Annotated in this window: 14 protein-coding genes; 4 read left to right on the top strand and 10 right to left on the bottom strand. The window is 36.4% G+C overall.

The genetic code is table 11. The features are described from left to right. Window positions 1–95: 95 nt before the first annotated feature. Window positions 96–572, top strand: a complete 477-nt coding sequence (locus CLV96_RS01940) for an SRPBCC family protein (protein WP_004788760.1) — start codon at window positions 96–98, stop codon at window positions 570–572. Here CLV96_RS01940 and CLV96_RS01935 read toward each other — a convergent pair. Then, the gene (locus CLV96_RS01935) at window positions 549–1,004 is read right to left on the bottom strand and encodes a methylglyoxal synthase (RefSeq protein WP_231292582.1); all 456 of its coding nucleotides are present in this window, start codon (window positions 1,002–1,004) and stop codon (window positions 549–551) included. The two genes, CLV96_RS01940 and CLV96_RS01935, sit on opposite strands and share 24 nt — an antisense overlap. Before the next feature lie 51 nt (window positions 1,005–1,055). Between CLV96_RS01935 and CLV96_RS01930 the strand changes: the two genes are divergently transcribed. Beyond that, complete coding sequence (locus CLV96_RS01930) at window positions 1,056–1,862, top strand: FcpA-related putative periplasmic flagellar protein (protein ID WP_004788670.1); 807 nt, start codon at window positions 1,056–1,058, stop codon at window positions 1,860–1,862. Here the strand turns inward: CLV96_RS01930 and CLV96_RS01925 are convergent. The 3 genes from CLV96_RS01925 to miaB form a co-directional block, all read right to left on the bottom strand. Next, on the bottom strand, window positions 1,859–2,689 hold the full coding sequence (locus CLV96_RS01925) for a hypothetical protein (RefSeq protein ID WP_134151837.1): 831 nt from the start codon (window positions 2,687–2,689) through the stop codon (window positions 1,859–1,861). The two genes, CLV96_RS01930 and CLV96_RS01925, sit on opposite strands and share 4 nt — an antisense overlap. A 71-nt stretch (window positions 2,690–2,760) precedes the next feature. Continuing rightward, window positions 2,761–4,353, bottom strand: a complete 1,593-nt coding sequence (locus CLV96_RS01920) for an LptF/LptG family permease (protein ID WP_004788316.1) — start codon at window positions 4,351–4,353, stop codon at window positions 2,761–2,763. Then, on the bottom strand, window positions 4,346–5,719 hold the full coding sequence (gene miaB / locus CLV96_RS01915; RefSeq protein WP_004788354.1) for a tRNA (N6-isopentenyl adenosine(37)-C2)-methylthiotransferase MiaB: 1,374 nt from the start codon (window positions 5,717–5,719) through the stop codon (window positions 4,346–4,348). Before miaB ends, CLV96_RS01920 begins: the two co-directional genes overlap by 8 nt. Before the next feature lie 63 nt (window positions 5,720–5,782). Between miaB and CLV96_RS01910 the strand changes: the two genes are divergently transcribed. After that, the gene (locus tag CLV96_RS01910; RefSeq protein ID WP_004789189.1) at window positions 5,783–6,382 is read left to right on the top strand and encodes a J domain-containing protein; all 600 of its coding nucleotides are present in this window, start codon (window positions 5,783–5,785) and stop codon (window positions 6,380–6,382) included. Here CLV96_RS01910 and CLV96_RS01905 read toward each other — a convergent pair. The 3 genes from CLV96_RS01905 to CLV96_RS01895 are packed head-to-tail and all read right to left on the bottom strand — an operon-like array spanning window position 6,379 to window position 10,148. Continuing rightward, window positions 6,379–7,515 (bottom strand): DUF1574 domain-containing protein, encoded by a 1,137-nt coding sequence (locus tag CLV96_RS01905; RefSeq protein ID WP_004788456.1) that lies wholly within the window; start codon window positions 7,513–7,515, stop codon window positions 6,379–6,381. The two genes, CLV96_RS01910 and CLV96_RS01905, sit on opposite strands and share 4 nt — an antisense overlap. Before the next feature lies 1 nt (window position 7,516). Then, window positions 7,517–8,941, bottom strand: coding sequence for an MBOAT family O-acyltransferase (locus CLV96_RS01900; protein WP_004788782.1), 1,425 nt, complete (start codon window positions 8,939–8,941; stop codon window positions 7,517–7,519). A gap of 25 nt (window positions 8,942–8,966) precedes the next feature. Continuing rightward, complete coding sequence (locus CLV96_RS01895; protein ID WP_004788463.1) at window positions 8,967–10,148, bottom strand: class I SAM-dependent rRNA methyltransferase; 1,182 nt, start codon at window positions 10,146–10,148, stop codon at window positions 8,967–8,969. Window positions 10,149–10,178: 30 nt separating this feature from the next. Between CLV96_RS01895 and CLV96_RS01890 the strand changes: the two genes are divergently transcribed. Then, window positions 10,179–12,728, top strand: a complete 2,550-nt coding sequence (locus CLV96_RS01890) for a SpoIIE family protein phosphatase (RefSeq protein ID WP_004788709.1) — start codon at window positions 10,179–10,181, stop codon at window positions 12,726–12,728. Here the strand turns inward: CLV96_RS01890 and CLV96_RS01885 are convergent. The 3 genes from CLV96_RS01885 to mfd all read right to left on the bottom strand — a co-directional run bounded on the left by CLV96_RS01885 (window position 12,708) and on the right by mfd (window position 17,748). After that, window positions 12,708–13,547 (bottom strand): undecaprenyl-diphosphate phosphatase, encoded by an 840-nt coding sequence (locus CLV96_RS01885; RefSeq protein WP_004788553.1) that lies wholly within the window; start codon window positions 13,545–13,547, stop codon window positions 12,708–12,710. The two genes, CLV96_RS01890 and CLV96_RS01885, sit on opposite strands and share 21 nt — an antisense overlap. Window positions 13,548–13,556: 9 nt before the next feature. Next, window positions 13,557–14,225 carry a lipoprotein LipL31 gene (locus CLV96_RS01880; protein ID WP_004788544.1) on the bottom strand — a complete coding sequence of 223 codons (669 nt, stop codon included), beginning with the start codon at window positions 14,223–14,225 and terminating at the stop codon, window positions 13,557–13,559. Window positions 14,226–14,325: 100 nt separating this feature from the next. Next, a complete protein-coding gene (gene mfd, locus CLV96_RS01875; RefSeq protein ID WP_004788652.1) occupies window positions 14,326–17,748 on the bottom strand; it encodes a transcription-repair coupling factor in 3,423 nt (1,140 codons plus the stop codon). Window positions 17,749–17,753: the final 5 nt, after the last annotated feature.

The raw sequence follows: 17,753 nt of genomic DNA, 5'->3' as shown, positions 1-17,753 counted from the left end.
ATTCTTTTTCGGGCATCGTCGGAAATTATTAATTTCCCTTTCTTTTTTTTAAAGGAAAACCAGATCATTTAACTTTTGATCCCATTCTAATTACCATGAATACATTTATCTATCGTTCAAAGTTTCCAATCAATAAAGAAAAACTCTTTCGATTCCACGAAGAACCAATTGGTTTTCAATCCTTAGTCGGTGGTATAAAAGGAATAGAAGTCCTTCAAGCTCCAAAATCTTTAGCCATTGGCGAAGAAGTAATTCTTAATATTAGCATCTTACCTTTTTGGAAAACGATTTGGATTGCGAGACATACAGCATATGAAAAGAACCACTTTTTTGTAGATAACCAAGAGAAAGGTCCATTCTTAAAATTCCAACATACCCATCTGTTTTTAGATGGAACAGATGGAGAAAACTCATGTATCCTATCAGAAGAAATCAAAATTAATTTTTACCTTTGGCCTTTATCTCGAATTTTTATTTTCCCCTTTCTTTATTTGATGTTTCGGAAACGACATGAACTAACTGCAAAACACTTTGGAGTGAAATCCAAACTAATTTTTTGCAGGTATTCTTGATCCGTAATCAATCAATTGGCGACTGTATTCTCTTTCCATTAAAGGAGAAGAGATCAAAAAATCAGCGCTGGACCTGTTACAAGCCATTGGAATATTATACAATACTGCAATTCGAAGTAAGGCCTTTACATCCGGGTCATGTGGTTGGGCGGAGAGTGGATCCCAGAAAAAAACCATAAAATCAATTCCGTCTTCAACAATTTTTGATCCGATTTGTTGGTCACCACCAAGTGGTCCAGAAATGAATCGAAATACAGGAAGACCAATTTGTTCATGAATTAATTTTCCTGTGGTTCCTGTAGCTGATAGATGGTGTTTGCTTAATGTGCCTTTATTGTATTTTACCCAATCCAATAAATCTTCTTTTCGATTGTCATGAGCAATGAGGACGATCTTTTTTGTGATCTCCATTTTTCTTTGAATTAGTACCATAGAATGATAGTTCTTGCCAATATCTAGGATTCAAGGAAAGTTTCCCTGTAAATGAAATTTCCTATCCTATTTTTATGGATTTCTTTGATTTTCCTAGGAACCTTTCCTGTTAGTTCCAAAGAACCAAATCAGTCATCTTCTACTGAAAATCGGGTGGAGTCCATTCTTCCCACCACTCCCGAATCTGGTTCCCCTTGGGGAGAAAATTCCGAACGATTGGAAACAATTCCCGTCTTAAACTTAGTCGATGAAAAAAATTCCCAAAAACGCTGGCAAGACGCGAACAAGGAATATTCATCCGCCATTGAATCTTTTGAGTCTGGCAGAAAAAATATCGATAAACGCAGAGAAGATTTCAAAAAAGAGGTCTATTATGAAGACAGATATGAATGGCAAAAACAGATTAGAAAGGAAAACAAAGAAAAAGAATTTCAGAAACAAATCTTTGATTTACGATCACAAACGGTGAGCCGACTTGTGAAAGCCATGAATCTATTGGATAAAATTGAAAATCCAAAAGTAAAAGAAAGTGCGTCTTATTTAGATTTAAAATCTGGAATTTATAGAGAATATATCAAACACCAAGAAGCTTTTAAAAATTATCTACAGGTAATTGATTTTGCACATCGCTATATGGAGCTTTCTTCCAAAAACGAAGCTGAGGCTGAGCCACACCGTTTGCTTTCACTCGCTTATGAAAAAATGGAACAAACTGCCTTACGATCTAAAAACCAAGAACTCTACTATGAGTTTAAAGAACTAAAGAAAAAACATTTATTACGATTTGCAGAAATCCACTACGGTCGCGATTCAAAAGAATACGCAACCATAGAGGAAAAAGTTGGAAGGGATTTTTAAGACATTCCTAATTTCTTTTTTAAAGCTCTATTTTCTTCGACAAGTTCTTTAATTTCTTGTTCTGTATATTCAAAAAGCCTATCTTGTGCCCTAAGTATTTTGTCCAGGTTCATCTCTTCAATTCGAGAATAGTTTAACACTTGTTCTGTTGCTTTTTGTAATTCAAGAGCCTGTTTCAACTCTTTTTTTCTAAGTTCATCCAACTGTTGGCTTGCCTTCACACGCGCATGAAGCTCAATCAATTCTTGATTTTTCATGTCGTTCACTTTATCCAATGCCGTATTAATTCCTGCTTGGGAACGTTTGACAAGTTCTTCATATTTCAGGATGGAACGAAGTGCCTCATTTTCTTTTTTAGATTCTTCATATTCCTGGTGAGCTAAAGAAAACACTCCTTCAAAAAAACCAACATTTTCTAAACATGAATTTCCAATGTCTAAGGCGGCAGCTTTGTACGATTCTGATTGGATGGTTCGATCCAAAATCATTCTCAGTTCTCTCACATGAAGTGGATTTTCTAAAACTAAATACTTTGAATGACCTTCTACCATTTCCTGAATCTGAGTTACCCCATCTTCCGTAGAAATCAAAATTAAACAAACAAACGGATTGGCTTCAAAGGAGGACGAAACAGTAGATTGGATTTGTTTCCATTCCGCAAGAGAAACTTGAAGGAATAAAATATGAATATCATTCGGACCAATCGTAATTCGATCCAATTCGTCCAACTGCATTTGGTTGACTTGAACTTTGATCTTTGAATGTTTCCAAAGCTCTACCGGAAAAGGTCGTCCTTTAGAAATATTCCAAATGTAAGAAGTTTTCAAATCAGATCTCCTGTGCACAACTACTGATTCTATAGGACCGTAGTAAGGGGAATTTTCTAGCAAATTTTGTCTTATTTGGGTTTTCGGAATCGATTTTTTACAAGTTCTATCCTCTCATCCAAAAGGTCCCGAAATCGGAAATAAAAACCCAATCGGCTACGGATTGACTCAGGCAATTTGGCGTCGGTCCGCGAAATCATAATGTAGATGGAAAGTGTGGCAATCACAATATTAGCCGACCAAGGTCCAACCCAGTCGGGGACATTTTCCTTGTAAGAAATTCCCGATCCAAAAATAAAAAACGTATAATAAATTAATAGAAAGATAACGGCAAGGGTAAAACTCATTCCCTTTCCCGAACGTTTGACAACTAAACCTAATGGAAAAGACAAAAAGAAAAAAATCTGGCAGGAAAGCGGGGTAGCAAATCGTTTATGGATTTCTACATTAAAACCAGTGAGTGTTTTCTTTGATTCATTGAGCAATTCCGAAAGTTGAGTAAATAAGGCAAATTTTTGAGCCATCTCTTCTTGGTTACCACTGGTTGCCCCCATGAGTAATTCATACTTAAACTGCTCCACCATTTGTTTTAAGCCACCGACACCTTTGATCGATAAACCATATTCTTTCAAAATTTCCAAACCAGGAATGTTTTCTAAACCTTCTGATTCGATTGCATTTCGTATTTCAATCAGCATAGGTAAGGAAAAGGTGTCTGGCTTTACGTTGATACTCAAAGTTTTTGTATCCTTTTTAGCTGGAGTATTGTAGTCCATTTCTCCATCCATAAAATTGGTTACTCCAATGGCATTCGTTTCTGGATCCCATTCGATTACATAACCTTTTCGCAGACGAACAGACTTTTCATACTCCCCACTTAAGTTCTTTTTCTCAACTAACAAACCTTCTTTGGCATTGATGATTTGTAACATACGAGATCCACCCATCGGAACAGCTAAATTATTTACCATAATAAAGTCTGTTCCATCAGCAGAGATTGCCCATTCCCGGATTTGAACGTTACTTAAATTTCCATCGGCATCAATTCCACCAGAATACATAGTTCTACCTTTTTCTGAAAAAAAGTCCTGGGTTTTGTCTCCGGAAAATTGGCCAGGTTGGATTGCAAGTAGAGGATTGTATGTAGCAATCCAGTTATCAAAATCCTTCATCTTACGAGTGTTTTCTGGTCCGAGATAAAAATTTAGATAACCAACAATCAAAGTCATGAGAAACCCAAAAACAAGAAAGTTAGAATAAATATAAGGGAAAGAAACACCGGAAGCCCGCATGGCTGTAATTTCAGAATCTCCTGACAAACGACCCGCAGCCATGATCCCTGACATCAAACACGCCATAGGAATCGTCATTGGAAGTGTGTTACCAAAAACATATCCCATATAGTCCAAAAGACGAAAAAAATCGACACCCTTTCCCACAAAGAGTCCAATCATTTTCTGAATGGCCACTGCCATATAAATCATCGTAAAAAAAGAAAGTGCGACAAGAAAAGGACTTAGGATTTCTTTAAGAATATAAATTCTTAGAATGGATGGTTTAAACCGCTTCCATTTTCCCAAACGGTCTGTATCCACCATAAAATCCGGTGGTAGGTCATCTTTCGAGAAGACTCTTACAGTGCGAAGGTCAACTTGTTTAGCCAACGAGTTTTCCTTTCAATGTTGCACTGGTAGCTGATTCAATCAAAACCTGGACAGTTTTTCCGATCCAATTTTCTGGATCTGTGGAAGAACCTTCCGGAACTGGGAATACAATCATTCTTCCGCAATGAGAACGACCACAAAATTCTAGTTTTGATTTTTTAGATGTATTTTCAACTAACACGGAGAAAGTTGCACCAATCTTAGATTGGTTTTTTTCTAAAGAAATTTTTGTTTGTAGTTCAACAAGTTCAATGAGTCGTTTGCTCTTTACTTCTTCAGGTACATCATCAATAAACTTTCGTTTTGCAATCGTACCTTCCCTTTCCGAGTATTTAAACATATAAGACATATCAAATTTAACTTTTTTGACAACTTCCAGGGTTTCCTGAAATTCTTCTTCCGTCTCACCAGGAAAACCAACAATGATGTCAGAGGTAATCCCAATATCTGGAATTCTACTTTGGATGCTAGCAACCAAATCTAAATACTCTTCTTTTGTATAACTACGTTTCATATCCCTAAGCACTTTGGAACTTCCAGCTTGTAACGGCATATGAATTTGAGAAGAGAACCTCTCTTCCTTTGCCATAAGGGAAATTAAATGATCAGGGAAGTCCTTAGGATGTGGACTTGTAAAACGAACTCTTTCCACAGTAGTCTCCGCGAGAATTTTTTCAACAAGGCTACAGAAATCTGTACTTTCAAAAGAATAACTATTTACGTTCTGTCCAAGTAATGTAATTTGTTTTACACCCATTGCTTCTAGTTGTTGAATTTCAGTTATGATTGAGCCTGGTTCCCGACTTCTTTCCCTACCTCTTGTATAAGGGACAACGCAAAAAGTACAAAAATTATTACAACCTCTCATAATCGTGACAAAGGCTTGGATTCCATTCACTACCTTCGGTTCCAATTCATCATAAGTCTCGGTTCGTGAAAGTCGTGTGAGTTGAACATCACGCTCTCCTCCTCGAATTTTCTGAATGAGCTCAGGTAAGGTTCGGTAATTATCGGGACCTACAATGAGATCGAGAGGTAGTTCCTGGTGAAACAAATCTTCCCCCAAATTCTGGGCCATACACCCAAGAACTCCGATCACTAAGTTTGGATTTTTTTTCTTCAAATAACCCAATGACTGCAATCTTCCGTAGATCTTTGCATGGGCATTTTCACGAACCGCACAGGTGTTTAAAAAAATGATATCGCTGTCTTCTACGGATTCCGTAGTCTCATATTTTTCCTTTCGAAAGAGCTCCTTGACGATCCCGGTATCGTATTCATTCATTTGGCACCCGTAGGTCTCCACATAGACCTTTCCAAGTTGGATTAAGTCAGTGGTTGGGGTTTCAGTCAAGGATGGGTTCATAATGATATGTTTTTCCAGAAAATCTCCTTGTAAAGCAAAGAAGATGAGTATGAAAAGGTGTATATGGCTCGGACGAAAAGAGAAACTTTTTATGAAATTTTGGGGGTGAGCAAAGAATCCACAAAAGAAACCATCGAAGCCACATACCAAAAGGAGTTGGAGTTCTGGGAACGTTTACAAGCACCAGGGAGTCCCGAAGCTAGAGAGAAAATCCTCGAATTAACGAAGGCATTTTTGACCCTGAGTGATCCAAAAAAAAGAAAGGAATACGATTCTCAACTCGACTTTGAATTTGTGCTTTTGGATGGAAAGGCAAAGGATCCCGAAATAGAAGAAGCGTACGACCAATATAGACTAAACCACAACAAAACCTATCAAGAAATTCTCGGAGAATTTACGAAGTTCCGTGAGGAAATGGGCGATACACTTTGGATTCTAAAAAAAACCACGATCTATATGGTCTTGAATTTACTAATATATTCGGGATTTGTTCTTTCCCATTCCCTCTTAATGGATTCCCATGAAACCGAAAAGTTGTGGTTAGATTCGTTTTCCGGTTGGGGCTCTGGAATTTTTCTTATACTCAGTGCCCTCGGATATCTTTTTTTCCGTTTCCGGTTCCTCAGGAAGGAATTAGAAAAAAGGAAAGAAAAAAGAAACTAACGAACTTCTTTCGGAAAAAGAATTGGCAATAAATTTGGGAAACAAGCTCCACTCAAATGGAGAGAATCCACAAAGTCTTTACAAACCCAACGTGGATCTACATTGGGATCGACCACCTTAAATTTCGAATTGGGAACTTCTTTGGACTTTTCCACTGCCTTTAGAATCTCAGAATTAAAATTTTCTAAAAGCCCATCCTGAGACATACGTTTTCTCAGGGCATCCGAGACAGCAGGAAAATATATGATGACAGGAATCCCCGTACCTTCTAAAAGATGAAGCATCTTCTTAAAAAAATATATCTGTGTGGGAGCTAGGGACTGTCCTCTTAAATACTGATTGTACATGGCTTCTGCGTCTCGTTCTAAAAACACATCCATATTTGCAAACTTGATTTCGTTCGGTAAGGCACCAAACTTAACCCGATTCACCATTTTAATTTTGTCGATATAGTTCCGCTTGTGATCTTTACCTGTGATTCCAACCGACATACCCGGAAAAAAGCCAACTTCTATCTCTTTGTTGTTTGCTTTAATTGCTGTAGGATCAAGTGGGTATTTATACAAAGCAAAAAGTTTCTTTAAAAAATAAACTTCTACTTCGTCAGTTGAAAATCCATTCGCATTGATAGCCCAAGGGTTTTTATTTTTTGCTCTGTATAAATCGATCTGACTTAAAACATAACCATTGTCATACGATCCATTTAAAGAATACTCAATGGCCGACTGTGAAAATAAAAGAGGATCAACCTCAATGAGAACATATCGTAATGGCAATTTTGCACTAAGAGTTCGTTCTAACCAATATGCTTGAAAACTGGGAGGGCCAAACGGCGCTGCAAAATTAAAAGAATTTGTATTAGGGAAAAATGATTCCAGCATATCAGAATCAAATTCACCCGACCGAGAACTACCTAAAATCAGACCAATTTGTTTAGAAGGATTCTTTTGTTGTTCCGCAACCATCACCTCATAAAGATCTTCTTTTAATTCATAAAACTTTCTTTCAATTTTTTTCCAACTATACGTGTTCTCAACGATTACTGGCAGAAAAAATATTTTATCCAAAAGGAATAATGCCAAAGCCAAAAGGATAGGATATAAAACGACTGGAAATTTAAATTTAGAATTCATATTAAAATTGGAAGTAGATAAATTCCGTTCCTCCTGGTGCTAAATAACCCAATAAGATGGTAACAACCAACGAAAATAACAAAAGAAAACTGAGAGATGTTTTGGTTGGCCAATTCTCTCTAGGAAAACTTGGTTTTGTTTGCAAATAGTTCAGTAAAAATGTAAGAACTAAACAATAAACTATCAGCTCCAATTTATTTGTTCGTTCTCCCGAAGCTCCAGTGATCACACGTCCATACATTGACAAAGCATTATGAACACTCGGGGCATTAAAAAATGGAATGGTAAAAACAAAAAAGCAGAAACCATAAAGAATTCCTAAGAATCTTTTCCAATAAGGTGAATTTAGATTTTTGTCGGGTTTTCGGATCAGTTCCCATTTCCTTTCTACACTTAACATCAAACCGTGTAAAAATCCCCATATAATAAAAGTAAAATTTGCACCGTGCCAAAATCCTGCTAAGGTAAAGGTAACGATTAAATTCAAGTAACCACGATATTCGGATACTCTAGAACCACCTAACGGAAAGTAAATATAATCCTTGATCCAAGTAGCAAGTGTCATGTGCCAACGAGTCCAAAGTTCTCGGACGGAACGAGAAAGATAAGGAGCATGGAAATTTTCCGGTAAATTAATTCCCAATAGTTTTCCAAGTCCCCTTGCTAAATCCGTGTAACCGCTGAAATCACAGAAAACTCTTGCCACATATCCAAACCATGCGATAAAATTTGTCAAACCATCATATTGGTCCGGGTTCTGAAAGATCGGTTCGATTACCGGTGAAAGATTGTCGGCAATGACAACTTTTTTGAATAACCCAAGAAAGACCAAATAATAACCTTCAAATAGTTGTTCTTTCTTTGCATTCCAAACTTCTAACTGGTAAAAAAATTCTCCGTGACGAACGATTGGGCCCGCCACCAACTGTGGAAAGAAAAAGATAAAAAGAGCAAATTGAAAAAAGTTTGGATTCTCTTCAGCTGTTCCTCTTTTGATATCGATGGTATAGGCAACCATTTGAAAGGTATAAAAACTAATGGCAAGTGGTAGTGTGATGGAATCAACACCGAACTGAGCATTTAAAAAACTTTGGATGGATTCGGGAGCAAAAAACAAACTTCCAGTGAGTTGGAAAAATAAAGCCCAAAGAAAGTAAAAATACTTAAATAAAAATAAATTTCCAAAGTTAACGAATAAAGAAACCGGATACCAGTAGGAGGATTTATTTTTCAGAATTTGTTTATTAAAAAAATGATTTAACAAAACAATCGAAAGAAAATGAAACGCAAATGGAATTGACCAGGCTGCATAAAATGCAAAAGAAGCTAAAAACAAAAACCCTAAGCGGAATTTGCCGCGAAAAACCCAGTGTAAACAATACACGACAAGAAAAAACAAAAGAAAACTAAGGGATGTAAATTTCATTTTAAGATTTCACCAATGTAATAGATCATATATCCCCATCAACCTGAATCACAAGGCCTTTTAGGTATTCTCCTTCCGGATGAAAGACAGAATAAGCATGGTCCGGGCTTTGGGTAAGATGGTGCAAAATTCTAACTCTCTTTTTGGCATCCTTTGCGGCTCCGAAAACAATTTTTTTAAAAAGATCAAAGGAAATATGTTGGGAACATGAAAAAGTAAAAATGAGCCCTCCGACCTTTATTTTGGACATGGCCCTCATATTGATGTCCTTGTAACCTCGGCTAGCCTGGTTTACGGTGGCGATACTTTTCGTAAACGCAGGTGGATCCAAAATAATTAAATCATAAAAATAGGAATCCATAGTCTTTAGGTAATCAAAACTATCCAAAACCAAACTTTTGTGTTTGTCGGGCTCATTTCCCAAATTTATTCCATTTAGTTTCAAATTTCTTTCGCAAAGTTCAATTGCTTGTTTAGAAATATCTAAACTATGAACCGATTTTGCTCCAGCTAACAATGCATAAACAGAAAATGCACCTGAATAGGCAAAGGTATTTAAAACCATACGGTCCTTTGCATAATTAGATACCAAAGCTCGATTGTCTCTCTGATCTAAAAAAAATCCTGTTTTTTGGCCCTTTGTAATGTCTGCAATGAACTTAATTCCGTGTTCTGTAAATTGCGGTTCTTTTTCTGCTCCTTTATGGAATATTGTATCTCCAGTAACTTTATCATCAGACTTATCATTTCTTTCTAAAATCGTTTTGAAACCTTTTTGAGATAAAAATGAAACCAAAGGTTCACATAAACTCATAGCCCCGGGTGTTTTTAATTGCATAACGGCTGTTTCATGATAGCAATCGACAACAATTCCAGGGACACCATCACCTTCTGAATGGAATAGACGAAATCCTGTTGTTTCTTTTGGGAGAAGAGCTAGTTTAGATTCATAAATTGCGTTCCATTTCTCAGTCCAAAATGTTCCTTCACTTCCATTTTTTGATTCGTCAAAAGAGAACAAACGAATTCGAATTTGACTTTTGGGATCATAATGTCCCCAAGCTAAAAAACCACCAGATGATGATTCCACTCGCACAATGGATCCAGAGGGCAATCCATTTTCTCCTGAAGCTATGGCTCCCGAAAAAATCCAAGGATGAAAATTTAATACAGCTTTTTCTTTATTCTTTTTTAATCGAATGACCATTTTGAATCCATTTGGAAACATTACAGAGTTATGAACGTTCAAGTTCGTTTATATATGATAAAATCGATTCTCATTTTTCTTGTCTTTTCTTTTTCCCTACTCCATTCCCAAACATTACCAAATTCTACTACAAAACCCAATGAAAATGATATTGTTTCACTCGACACCAATGAAATCGATCCCGATTCTTTTTGGTTTATGATTGAAGAGGATTTAAGTGAAGTTGAGATCCAATCCATAACGGAATCAAATTTTAAAACCAAAAATTGGAAACAAATCGCGGTTCCTGGAAATCTCTATAAAAATAAAGAAAACTATGCTGCCAAAAAAATTGTTACACTTGCAAAATGGATTCAGTTTCATAAAGATCCTTCTATACAATTAAGCTTTCGACTGGGGGTAATCAATGACCGAGACCGAACATACTTAAATGGGCAATTGATAGGACAAACGGGAGAATGGAATGCAACGACCCCACAAGCATATGACAAATTACGTTTTTACAATATTCCCTCTCAACTCATTCAGCCTGGAAAAAATAATCTATTACTAATTAAAATCCAACCTTATTTTGGAAACTCCGGGGGAATCGAGCAAGATGAGACTCTACTTGGACCCACAGATAAAGTCAATGCACGATTTTACAAAGATGAATTTATTAAGTTACTATTTTTGACTATTTACTCTACAGTTGGAGGATACTTTCTATTTTTATTTATTCGAAGAAGAAAAGATAGAGAAAACTTGTTTTTTGCCTTATTCTCCTTCTCTTTCGTCATTTATAATTTCCTAAGAAACCAACTAAAATACGAATTTGGTTTTTCATTTTTAGAAATGAAAAAGTTAGAATACATGACGATTCTATTATTAATACCTTTTATGTATCATTTTCTTCGTACATTATTTGAAGAAAGATATCATATTTTAGGTAAAATTTTGGACGGCATTCAACTTGTTTGTTTTCTCTTTTTTGCACTAACTCAAAACATAGAAACTTTTAGTTTTTTACTAACTAACTTTGTCCAACCAACTTGGGTTTTATATGTAGTATTAATTTTTACGATTCTTTTCAAAAACCTAAGAAAAAAAGAAAGGAGAGCATTTTATATTACCATTGGCCTCACGATCGTTCTTTTTGCTGCCGTGGTAGATACAGCAACCAATCGCAATTATTGGGTGTTTCCACGGATTATGGGATATACATTTCTTGTATTCAACATCTCTCTTGCCATCATTCTCGCAAATTCCTTTGTCAAACTAAATGAGGAAGTAGAAGATCTAAATAAAAACTTAGAAAAAAAAGTAGAGGAAAGAACTGACGCTTTAAATGAATCACTCAACCAATTACAAATTCTGAAAGAAAAACAAGATGGTGATTACTTTTTAACCTCCCTTCTCATTCATCCACTTGCTCGCATCGATAACCAAATCCCTGAGATTCATATTGAAACCTATGTGAACCAAAAGAAAAAATTTCACTTTCGAGGCAAAGACGGAGAAATTGGTGGAGACATTTGTATTGTCGGTACAGTAAATTTAGAGTTGGGAGAATACACGGTTTTTGCAAATGGAGATGCTATGGGAAAATCTATCCAAGGTGCAGGCGGTGCTTTGGTTTTAGGTGTTGTTTTTCAAGCAGTACTTTCGCGAGCTAAATCTAGTTACACCAAATCAAGACCACCGGAACTTTGGCTAAAAGATTTATACATAGAACTACAATCCGTCTTTGTTAGTTTTGATGGTTCTATGTTGTCCAGTGTTGTTCTTGGGATGGTTGCAAAAGATGGATTGGTGTATTATATTAATGCAGAACATCCTTGGAGCATTCTATATCGAGATGGCGTTGCCTCATTCATTGAAACAGAACTCTCCATGAGAAAACTTGGTTTCCCGAAAAATGATCAGTATTTTCAAATCAAAACGTTTTCACTAGAACCAGGAGATACCTTACTTATCGGTTCGGATGGAAGAGATGACATTGGTTTTATCCAAGAAGATAATACCACAAGAATCATCAATGAAGATGAAACATTGATTTTACGTTTTGTGGAACGTTCGCAGTCAGAACTTTCCAAATTGGTTTATGAAATCGAAACAAGTGGAGAAATCACTGACGACCTTTCGTTTCTTAAAATAGAATACAATCCTAAAAATACAAGGATGTCCCTCCCTGAGTTTGTCAAAAAAGAATACATAGAAATCAAAACGAAATCAAAACAAGGACATTATAAATTTGCATTAGAACAAATAGAGACTTTGATGAAAAAATTCCCTCATCCAAATTTCTATGCATTTGCTGGTAAATTGCAATACCAGTTAAAAAACTGGGGAGAAGCCATTCAAAATTTCAAATTAGCGACAAATGCAAACCCTAGTAGAGAAGACTATCTTTATATGACAGCAAAGACCTTATTCAAAAATAACCAAATGCAAGAGGCTGTGATTTGGAGCGAGCGACTTTTTTTACGAAATAAGGATCACAAGCAGAATACAAAATTGTTCCTGTATCTGCTTGATTTAACAAAGAATATAGACAAAAAAGAGTTTTATTTAGAGTTCTTAACCACGAACAAAGTATAGAATGACGAGGATTCCAAGTAAAATTCGGTAGATTCCAAAAGATAAAAAACTCCTTCTGCGGATAAAGGCCATAAACAAACGAATGATAAAGTAACAGATTACAAAAGAAACAATACTACCAAAGAGTAAAAGGCCTATTGTTTCCGAATTCAAAATGGCTCTGTGCTTATATAGTTTATAAAGACCGGCTAGAGTTAATACCGGAATTGCAAGAAAAAAAGAAAACTCCGCAGAGTCTTTTTTAGAAACACCAAGAGTCCTTGCGGTGATGATGGTAGCAGCTGATCTGGAAACACCAGGAATCAAAGCAAAACACTGAAAAAGTCCAATGAAAACAGACTCCTTAATCCCAATAACCCGACCATCACTTTCATCGTAATGTTTTAGTTCTACAAACACCATCACGAGACCGCCAACAAACCAAGAAAGTCCTAGGATCAAAAGAAGATCAGGCCTCATTTTAATTTGGTCCAATATGTTTTTGAACACAAAGCCGAGGACGATAATTGGAAGGATACCGACAATTAAATTGCGATAGAATTGAAACCCAGATTTATCATCAGAAGTTTTGGTTACAAATTGAACGGCAGTCTTAGTATGTATCCATAAAACTTTGAAATACAATGCCACAACAGAAAGTATGGCACCTGTTTGGATGAATATATCAAACAAATCTTCAAAGGCTTCATGATCGATGTTTAGGTTTTCAAAAGGGAAAAAGTAACTAAAAAGAAAAAGATGTCCAGTCGAGGAAACGGGAAGGAATTCCGTGGCAGCTTCAATGATGCCACGGAGAAACGCATTTAAAGTATTGTCCATTCCGACTTATTATTTTTTGTCAGCTGGTTCTTCCACTTTTTTCTTTGGTGCAAGGTATGCATCCAAATCAAATTTATCATTACGTTTGATGGTTACTTCTTCTTTGATTCTTTCGACTACAAGAGGAAGTTGCTCTCTCGTCTGTAATTGTTTGATTTGGGCTTTTGCAAAAGTAAGGCATTTATCAATCGTTAGATTGGCAATGTTTCGGTCTAAACCACGTAGTCTTTCACATTCAGCTTTAGCTTGTTCGTCAGTGATTTGGATTTTTTTCTCTACTTGTTCAGAAACATACATTTGCGCAATGGTTTGCATTTCCACTTGTTTGATCACTTCAGCTACATCTGGACGAGAAATATAACCGTTTTTTTCAGCAACAAGTCGAGTCATGATCATTTGGCGGTAAGTTTGATAGAAGTTTTTCTTTTGAAGTTGGTAGTTCAAATCTTGAAAGTTTTGCGGAACCTCATTGATGTCTTTTTCAATGAATTCCAAAAGAGTTTTTTTCTCGATATTTTGTAAGCGACTGATCGAATCGAGAGCGGTATCGTAAGCGGCCTCAAAGTCTTTTACGGTAATTTTATGGTTATCCAAAGTTTCGATGACCGGAGAGGAGTCCGAACACTGAACGAGGAAAAGAGATGCCAAAAAAACAAACAAAGGAAGGATTTTAGTCATATTATTTTAGTGCCTGAAAGGATTTGGGATGATGGTTTCGTGAATTCCCGCAATGTCCATCCTTTTTTAAGTCGATAAGATTGAATCTAATGCCTAAAATTTAAGCGGCTAAAAATTCCAAAAGAGAAAGCAGTTTTTTGATTTTTTGGAGATCTTCCCGTTCCGGAATCGTATAACGCAATACAGATGGCTCTTGAGGGGAAATGAGCAATCCTTTGAACTTGGCCATGGCTTGGATCACACGATCAGGATTTCCCCGAAAATAAGTTCCGCATTTGAATAAAATCTCGTCTGGTTTTTCTGTCACAAATTCAAAACCCAAATTGGATGCCAAAGTGCGAATTTTTTCTAATTCCACAAAGGTCTTGGCAATTTGAGGTAGTTCCCCAAATCTGTCTTCCATTTCAAGGGAAAGCTCCTCGATTTCATCCAAATTTGCCGAACCTTCAAAACGCTTATAAAATTCTATTTTCTGTTTTGTATCCGGTATATAATCATCAGGAAGATAAAAGTTAGTTTTCAAATTCACCGCAGTACGAACTTCCACTCTCACTTCTTCACCTTTGATTCGAGAAATCGCCTCTTCTAACATTTTTACATATAGATCAAAGCCAACTTCCATGATGTCACCGGATTGTTCTTTCCCCAAAAGATTCCCTGCACCACGAATTTCTAAATCACGCATAGCCACTTTAAAACCAGAACCTAACTCTTGGTATTCGAAAATTGTATTGAGTCTTTTTTCTGCCAGTTCAGTCATTAGTTTTTTGGATGGATAAAACATATATGCATAGGCTTTTCTATCGGAGCGACCCACTCGACCACGAATTTGGTATAACTGGGAAAGTCCAAACATATCTGCACGTTTAACAATCAAAGTATTAACGTTCGGCATATCAATTCCCGATTCAATGATAGTCGTTGTGACTAAAATATCATATTTTTTTTCGTAAAAATCGACCAAAGTTTCTTCAATTTCATCTTCCGTCAATTGTCCATGAAGGATCCCGACGGAAACTTCAGGAACCAAGGAACGAATATAAGCTGCTTCCTCTTCAATCGATTCCACTCGATTGTAAAGGTAAAATACTTGCCCTCCTCTTTCTATTTCTTTCCGTATTGCTTCCTGAATGAGAGTATCATCTTCTTCCAGAACATAAGTTTCGACACTCTGTCTATTTTTGGGAGCCGTTGAAATAATTGAAAGTTCCCGAATTCCTGTGAGAGCCATATGCAAAGTTCGAGGAATTGGGGTAGCCGTTAAGGTCAGTACATCCACAAGGTTTTTAAACTTTTTAATTGCCTCTTTATGAGTTACACCAAACTTTTGTTCTTCGTCGATTATAAGTAAACCTAAGTTTTTAGGTTTAACCTTTGAAGATAAAATTGCATGTGTTCCAATGAGCATGTCAATTTTGCCTTCAGAAAAGTTCTTTAGGTCTTCTCGAATTTCTGCTGCAGAACGAAACCGCGATACAAAGGCAATTTTTATTGGATAGTTCTCATATCGTAGTTTGAAAGTATTAAAATGTTGTAAGGAAAGTATTGTTGTGGGAGTGAGAAGCATTACTTGTTTCCCAGCCATAATCACCTTGAATGCTGCACGAATGGCAACTTCTGTTTTCCCGTAACCAACGTCACCGCAGACCAAACGGTCCATAGGCCTTGCAGATTCTAAGTCTTGTTTTACAGATTCAATCGCAGAAATTTGATCTGGAGTTTCTTCAAATTCAAAAGCAGCTTCAAACTCCTCCTGCCAAATGGTATCGGGTGGAAATGCAAAACCATTCAATTTCATCCGATTCGAATAAAGTAACACTAATTCTTCAGCAAGTTTATCTACAGATTCCTGAACTCGATCCTTAGCTTTTTTCCAAGAATTTTTGCCGAGAGTGTCGAGTTTTGGTGTATCTGTTCCACCTATATATTTTTGAACTAAAGAGATTTGATCGAGTGGAACAAATAAACTATCGCCACCCGCATATTCTAATTTAAGGAAGTCTCTTTCTTTTCCATCTGCTTTTGTTCTTTCAATTTTAACAAATCGACCCACACCATGGTTGACATGCACCACATAGTCGCCTTCTTTCAAATCGATGAAAGATTCAATCATTTGGGAAGCTTGTTTTTTATAACGTGTTTTTCTTTTGTACTGACGACCGAATAAATCATTATCAGTAAAAATATAAACATGATCATCTAAAACATGGAACCCTCGTTTTAGATCCGAGATCACTAAATGAATTCCTGGTTTGACTGAACCAAGCGGAAGAGGTTTTGGCTCTTCCGAATCCGAATGAACTGTTTCTATTTCGTTCTCAGAAAACAATCCTTTCAAGCGCATCATCTGCGCAGAAAAAGAAGAAGTGATGAAAATTTTATTTTTCGGATCTTCGTTTAATAACTCTAAGAAGTATTCTTTTGCCTCACGGATCTTTCCACGAAACCCCCTAACCTCGGTAATTGGTTCATAGGAAAAATTTTTCTGGTGATCGGGTAAAAGTGAAAAACGAATTCCTGGTGTTTCCTCGGAAGTAAGCGTATTCCATTCTTCACCAAAGGAAACTAAGTCTTCTGGTTTTAAACAGAGTGCTTCTTCTTTCTTTTTTTCATAAAGAGTATTGTATTCTCTTTCCATTCCATAAGCACGCTCTTTGGTATCAAAGAATCTAGGAAAGATTACAATTGGTTTCTTATGAAAGAAGTTTAAAAAACCTTCATGATTTCGAATCAAAGGAAGGTGTTCTTCTATGATTTCCAATTCCGAATCAATAGGGAGTCGTCTATCCTTATGGGAAATCAGAATTTCTTGGTATTTTGCTTTCTCTTCACGACTCACAATGGTTTCGTTTGCAGCAGTAATGACAATTTCTTGAATTTTTGCAATGGACTTTTGTGTATTGGGATCGAAGGTTCGAATTTCATCAACCGTATCACCAAAAAAATCAATCCGCACGGGGTTAGCCAAATAAGGAGTGTAAATATCTAAAATTCCACCCTTCAAACTAAAATGACCAAACTGTTCGCAGACCTCTTCCCTATGGTATCCTAAATTAACCAAATCGGACAATAAAAGTTCCAAAGGAAAATCCTTTCCTAATGTTAATGTTATGGATTTTCCTTTTAAACTTTCTTTAACGGGAAGTTTTCGAAGAAGAGCTGAAACAGAAGTTATCACCAAACAACGATTTCCTGACAAAATACGATTGATCGTTAGGATTCTATCTCGTTTCCATTCCATTTGCCATTTTGTATATTCGTAAGGAATATTTTCGGGACCAGGAAAATAGAAAATTTCCTCTTGCGGTAAAAAACTCAGAAGTTCTCTGGAAAAACTTTCCGCATCTTGGTTGGTCGGCAACACAACTAAAAAAGGAGAATCAGAATTGAGAGTTTCGTACAATGAACCGGTTACAAAAGAATGAGCCGATTCTGGAATCCCACTCAAATTGACTAAGGTTGTCTTTATTTCAGATAAAACAAGTTTTGGATTATATTTTCGGTCTTCGATTTCTTTGGACATTTAGG

The sequence above is a fragment of the Leptospira meyeri genome, from assembly GCF_004368965.1.
GTDB classification, from domain to species: Bacteria; Spirochaetota; Leptospiria; order Leptospirales; family Leptospiraceae; genus Leptospira_A; species Leptospira_A meyeri.
This window is presented reverse-complemented; position numbering and strand designations above follow the sequence as displayed.